Here is a 4,913-nt window from a genome sequence, read left to right on the forward strand (position 1 = left end):
CTAGCACCACGAGGTTTTTCTTTATTTTCCACTGTAAACAGTTAGATGAGATGGCAAGATAGTGACATCGATAGGCAAATCATCTCCATCATCTCCATCAACATTTGTTCCCAAAGATTGTGAATTTTTCAAAGCAATATGAGCCTTGTTGAAAGTACGATAGCCAAGATTTTGGTTAGATTCCGTAACCCCTTGTACTAAGTTTGGAACAGCTTGAAAGGATTCTAACATGTTGGTATCTTTGAGATAAACCAAATGTAAAAGACCGTCGTCAACTTTGGCATCAGGCAAAAAGTTTTCATGACCACCGATCGAGTTAGTCAAACCAATTAACAGTGTTGTTGATTCAACTGAGATATGGTCGCCGTCAACATCTAATTCAAAGTTATAGGTTTCATTCTGGACAATTTTCTTAAGACCAGAGATAAGATAAGCCATCTTGCCAAACTTCGTTTTTTCTTCAACAGAAACATCACGAACAGCTTCAGGAATTGATCCGACAGCAACAACATTCATAAAATAGCGGTCGTTAATCTTCCCAATATCCAAGGATTTTGTTTGCTCAAAATCAAGTGCTTCAATCGCTTCTTTAGGATTAATAGGTATATTTAAAGCACGCGCTAAATCGTTAACAGTACCTAGTGGGAAAAAGCCAAATTTTGGTCGATAATCCTGTTCAGCAAGTCCACTGATCCCTTCATTAACGGTACCATCACCACCCATAACAAAGACACTGTCTAGCTTATCTTGAGCTGCAGCCCTAGCAAAATCACGAGCATCGCCTCCTTTTTTAGTTTCCTTTACCTCAACTTCGTCAAAATAGGATTCTAATTTTTCTACAGCGGCTTTTTGAAATTCTTGAGCTTTCTCTCCACCTGCACTTGGGTTTACTACTAATAAAGCTTTTTTCATAAGGTAACCTCACTTGTTTTCTATACTGTCATCATACCATAATGTCTTGAAAAACACCTGATACCGCTCTCAGAAAGATTCAGAAAAAATCCGTATTAAAATTTTTTGTCAGTTAAGCTTTTTTTTAGACTACTCTCTTATAATATAATCATCCTAAAACTTTTTCTGTTGCTAAGTCTAAAAAACTTAGTAACAAACTTTTTCATAATCTCCTAAACCAGACCATTACGTCTGGTTTTTTTGCTGGCAAAAAGTTCTTCTCATAAGGGAACGAGATCTTTAAGGTAGCTACTTTCACTGAGCTCTATCTCCAATGAAAGGATAGACTTGTGAAGTTGAGACTATTGGCTAATTCAGACTTTATATAGCTGTATATCTAATCAGTTGAACTAAACGAATCAAAAACACCCCAGTCTTGCGATTAGGGTGTCGGGTTGACATAATAATTTACCAAATCACGACACGATCGGCTGGCTCACGCCACATGCCGTCACCTTCTTTGACATCAAAGGTTGTAAAGAAGTCATCGAAGTTCGGCAATTGGACATTGGTGCGAAGTTTGCCCGGGGCATGAACATCCACTGATAGCAAGAGTTGCAAGTACTCTTCGCGGGCTTTCATACGCCAGATAGTCGCAAAGTTAGTAAAGTAATCTTCTGCTGAGAAATCAGCATCTTTCTTAGCTGCTTCAAGTGCGGCTGCTAGTCCACCAAGGTCAGCGACGTTTTCAGATACGGTTAATTTTCCATTAGTCTTACCACCAGCAAAATCAATCCCGTCAAACTGTTCAACCACTTTGTCGGTACGCTCTTTGAAAGCTGCATAGTCTTCTTCTGTCCACCAGTTGTTGAGGCTTCCATGTTCGTCGAAAGAGGCACCGTTGGTGTCAAAGGCGTGTGATATCTCATGGGCAATCACGGCACCGATACCACCGTAGTTGGCTGATGAGGATTGCTCCAAGCTATAGAATGGCGCTTGTAAGATGGCTGCTGGAAAGACGATTTGGTTTTGTTGCGGATCGTAGTAAGCATTGACCATATGGGCTGGCATGTGCCATTCATCGCGATCCACTGGCTGGTTCCACTTGCTCCAAGAGTGAGCGATAGAAATCTTAGCCAAGTTCTTAGCGTTTTCCACCAATGATAGGTTTTCATCAATCACTTTCTTAGCATAGGTTTCTGGTAATTTTTCAGGGTAACCGATGTGTGGGGTAATGACGTTGAGTTTAGTGATAGCCTTGTCAATGGTTTCTTTTTGCAACCAGGTGTTGTTGCTTAAACGATCTTTATAGACACCAATCATGGTTGCGACTTTAGCTTCTACATCCGCTTTGGCTTCAGGTGAGAATTTTTCACCTGCATACCAGAGACCCAAAGCTTGGTTGAATGGCCCTTGAGCTAAATAGAAGGCTGCTTTTTTCTTATCCATGGCTTGTGGTGTTCCTGAAAGGGCACGACCGTAAACACCTGATAAAACACGAATCTCATCTGTCAAGTAAGGATTGAAAGCATTGGCTGCATCAAGCACCAACTCAGCCTTAAGAAGCTCCCAGTTAGCTTCTGAGTAATAGGTTGCAGCAAATTCCGTCCAGAAACGCTCTTCTGGGACGATAACCTTATCTGGCGTTTGACCAAGGATTTCAGTAAAGATAGCATCCAATGGTAATTCTGGAGCCAATCTAGCAAAGTCTGCCCAATCGTATGGATGGTAGAGTTTGGCATATTCAGCTGATTCTTCACTTGATAAGACATACTTAGCTAATTTTGTGTCCAATTCGAGAATCTTGTCTAGCATATCTTTGATGTCTTCTGCTGAGAAACCAAATTTAGGTAGTAAGTCTTCCTGTGATTGGCGCCAGAGGGCTAACAATTCTTTACCTTTGTCGTTGTCTTCAGCGTAGTAGGTCGTATCTGGCAAGATAAGACTTGGTGCTTGAGCCCAAAGGACATTAGTTTGGGCATCCATAAAGTCTGGGGCCACCCCAAATGGCAAGAGGTTGGGTTTACCTTCCATCTCGTAGTTGCCAATACGACCTGCAAATGCTTCAAACGACGTGAGGTCTTGGTACTCTTTAATGAGCGCTTGAACAGGTTCAGTTCCTGCTGCTTCACGTGCATCGTAGTCAGCTACTAACTTGTGGAATTTGACAAAATTAGCCAAAATCTCACCTTCTGGAAGATTCTTGCCAGCTAGCCACTCGTCAGTGGTTGCCAACATCAAGTCTTCAATCTCATCAGCCAAGTCAGAAAACCCTCCAGTACGAGGCTTGTCATCAGGGATAACAGCTATTTTTTCCCACTCACCATTGACGGCATCAAAAAAATCATCTTGTAAACGTATCATAAATTACTCCTTCTCTCCTGAAAACTTCTGCATTAGTATCTATTTTAACAAAAAAGAGACTAAAATGGCTTTTTCAATGATTTACTTTTCAGATGCTCTAAGCGTCGCTTTGTCTGATTGTTTATCACGATTTCTATCAAAATCCTCCTTAATTTCGTGTAATTTCTTTTTATCCAAATCACTCGTTAAAGATTCTAAACAAATCTTATAGACATAACTAAAAAAATCAGTAACCTCAGCTTGTGCCGACTCATCTGATATCATATAGATCATATAAATAGTTTCAAGCATGGACCTCGCCATAGTAGGCTCGCTCTTAGCATAAAAAAGAATCTGATTAAAGGCAAGATATAATTCTTCTTCAACAGAATATGTCTGATATACTATTTTAGTATTACTATCTGAAGCTAATGTAATAAAATGATTCTGACTTGAAAAAAGACGCCCTAATAGCACACCTAATTTATCGATACAGGCAATAGATGTATTGGGATCATTGATTCCTGGACTGAGTGCACGTACTGCAATTTCAACTAAATAAGTTAGTTCAAGGTGATAATCTTGCTGATCGTTTTTAGCAACATTTATCACTAACGCTTCAGAAATGTCTTTTATAACATTCAACTGTTCTTGCTCTGACATTTGATTTTCATCAAAAATATATAAAGTAGCGATGTACATTCCTTTTGGAATATACTGACCAATCTTTTTAGTGATAACCAATTCGCAACGAACATTCTTCAAAGTATTCTTCAGTAAGGTTTCATCAATAGTATAGAAATAACCTGTAGACTGTCCATAGATTTTGATACCTTCAATAATCTCGTCAGGATCATATCTCTCAGACAGCTTACGCGCCTCAGCTTCTTGAGTCACTAACTGATTGGCATTTTCATAAATACTATCTAAGACACTACCAATTCTAATATCTTTTAAAACACGTCTAACAAACAAAATGAAGGCTACCATAGAAGCCATAGCATATAGAACACCTATCGTCCCTGACACCATCATCACATCACTCTGTAAATTACTTAAAAAAAACAAAGCTAGAACAGTATAGAAAAAACCGCCTATAAAAATCCCAAAGAGACTTAATACATTTGGTTTTTCAATGAAATCTTGTAAAATACGAGGAGAAAACGATGAGGCATAATGATTCAAAATCGTCAAAATCGTTGTAAAGGTAAATGTTGTGACTGTCAAGAATACTCCCGATAAGTTTGATAAAAACGAGGTTGAGACATCCTTGGACAAAAGTAGATATTGTGGCAAATACTGTTTTAAGTAAGGAAAATGATAATCAAAAATCCAAGTAATAATCAACAAAATCACAGAGATAAAACTATAATTAGCAATGCGGATACTGTTTTTATTATTAATAAATGATAATTTAAGTTGACTTAACATATAATCCCTTTTCTATAATTCTTCCTCTCATTATTAGCAGAAAGGAAAAAGTCTGATACTCTTTTTTATTATAGCAGGAAAGTTATCTTCTCAACAAACGAAAATCTTCAATAAATAATATCTCCTCACTTAAGTAACCTAAATGTAAAAACTCCGTAGAATGCTGATGGAGCAAAGTATTTTTGTAACAATATTTTCAATCCAAAAAGTTCTCCATTAATGTCATGGAGAATCGTTGGTTTATTTAC

At 38.2% G+C, this 4,913-nt stretch carries 3 protein-coding genes; all 3 read right to left on the reverse strand.

The genetic code is table 11. The features are described from left to right. Window positions 1–21: 21 nt before the first annotated feature. The 3 genes from ACMZ6U_RS09290 to ACMZ6U_RS09300 all read right to left on the reverse strand — a co-directional run bounded on the left by ACMZ6U_RS09290 (window position 22) and on the right by ACMZ6U_RS09300 (window position 4,665). Window positions 22–912 (reverse strand): diacylglycerol/lipid kinase family protein, encoded by an 891-nt coding sequence (locus ACMZ6U_RS09290; protein WP_416108166.1) that lies wholly within the window; start codon window positions 910–912, stop codon window positions 22–24. Between the two features lie 447 nt (window positions 913–1,359). After that, window positions 1,360–3,255, reverse strand: a complete 1,896-nt coding sequence (locus tag ACMZ6U_RS09295; RefSeq protein WP_416108168.1) for a M13 family metallopeptidase — start codon at window positions 3,253–3,255, stop codon at window positions 1,360–1,362. Window positions 3,256–3,336: 81 nt separating this feature from the next. Then, complete coding sequence (locus ACMZ6U_RS09300; protein ID WP_416108170.1) at window positions 3,337–4,665, reverse strand: DUF2254 family protein; 1,329 nt, start codon at window positions 4,663–4,665, stop codon at window positions 3,337–3,339. Window positions 4,666–4,913 lie beyond the last annotated feature (248 nt).

The organism is Streptococcus pluranimalium (assembly GCF_047785745.1).
GTDB lineage: Bacteria > Bacillota > Bacilli > Lactobacillales > Streptococcaceae > Streptococcus > Streptococcus pluranimalium_B.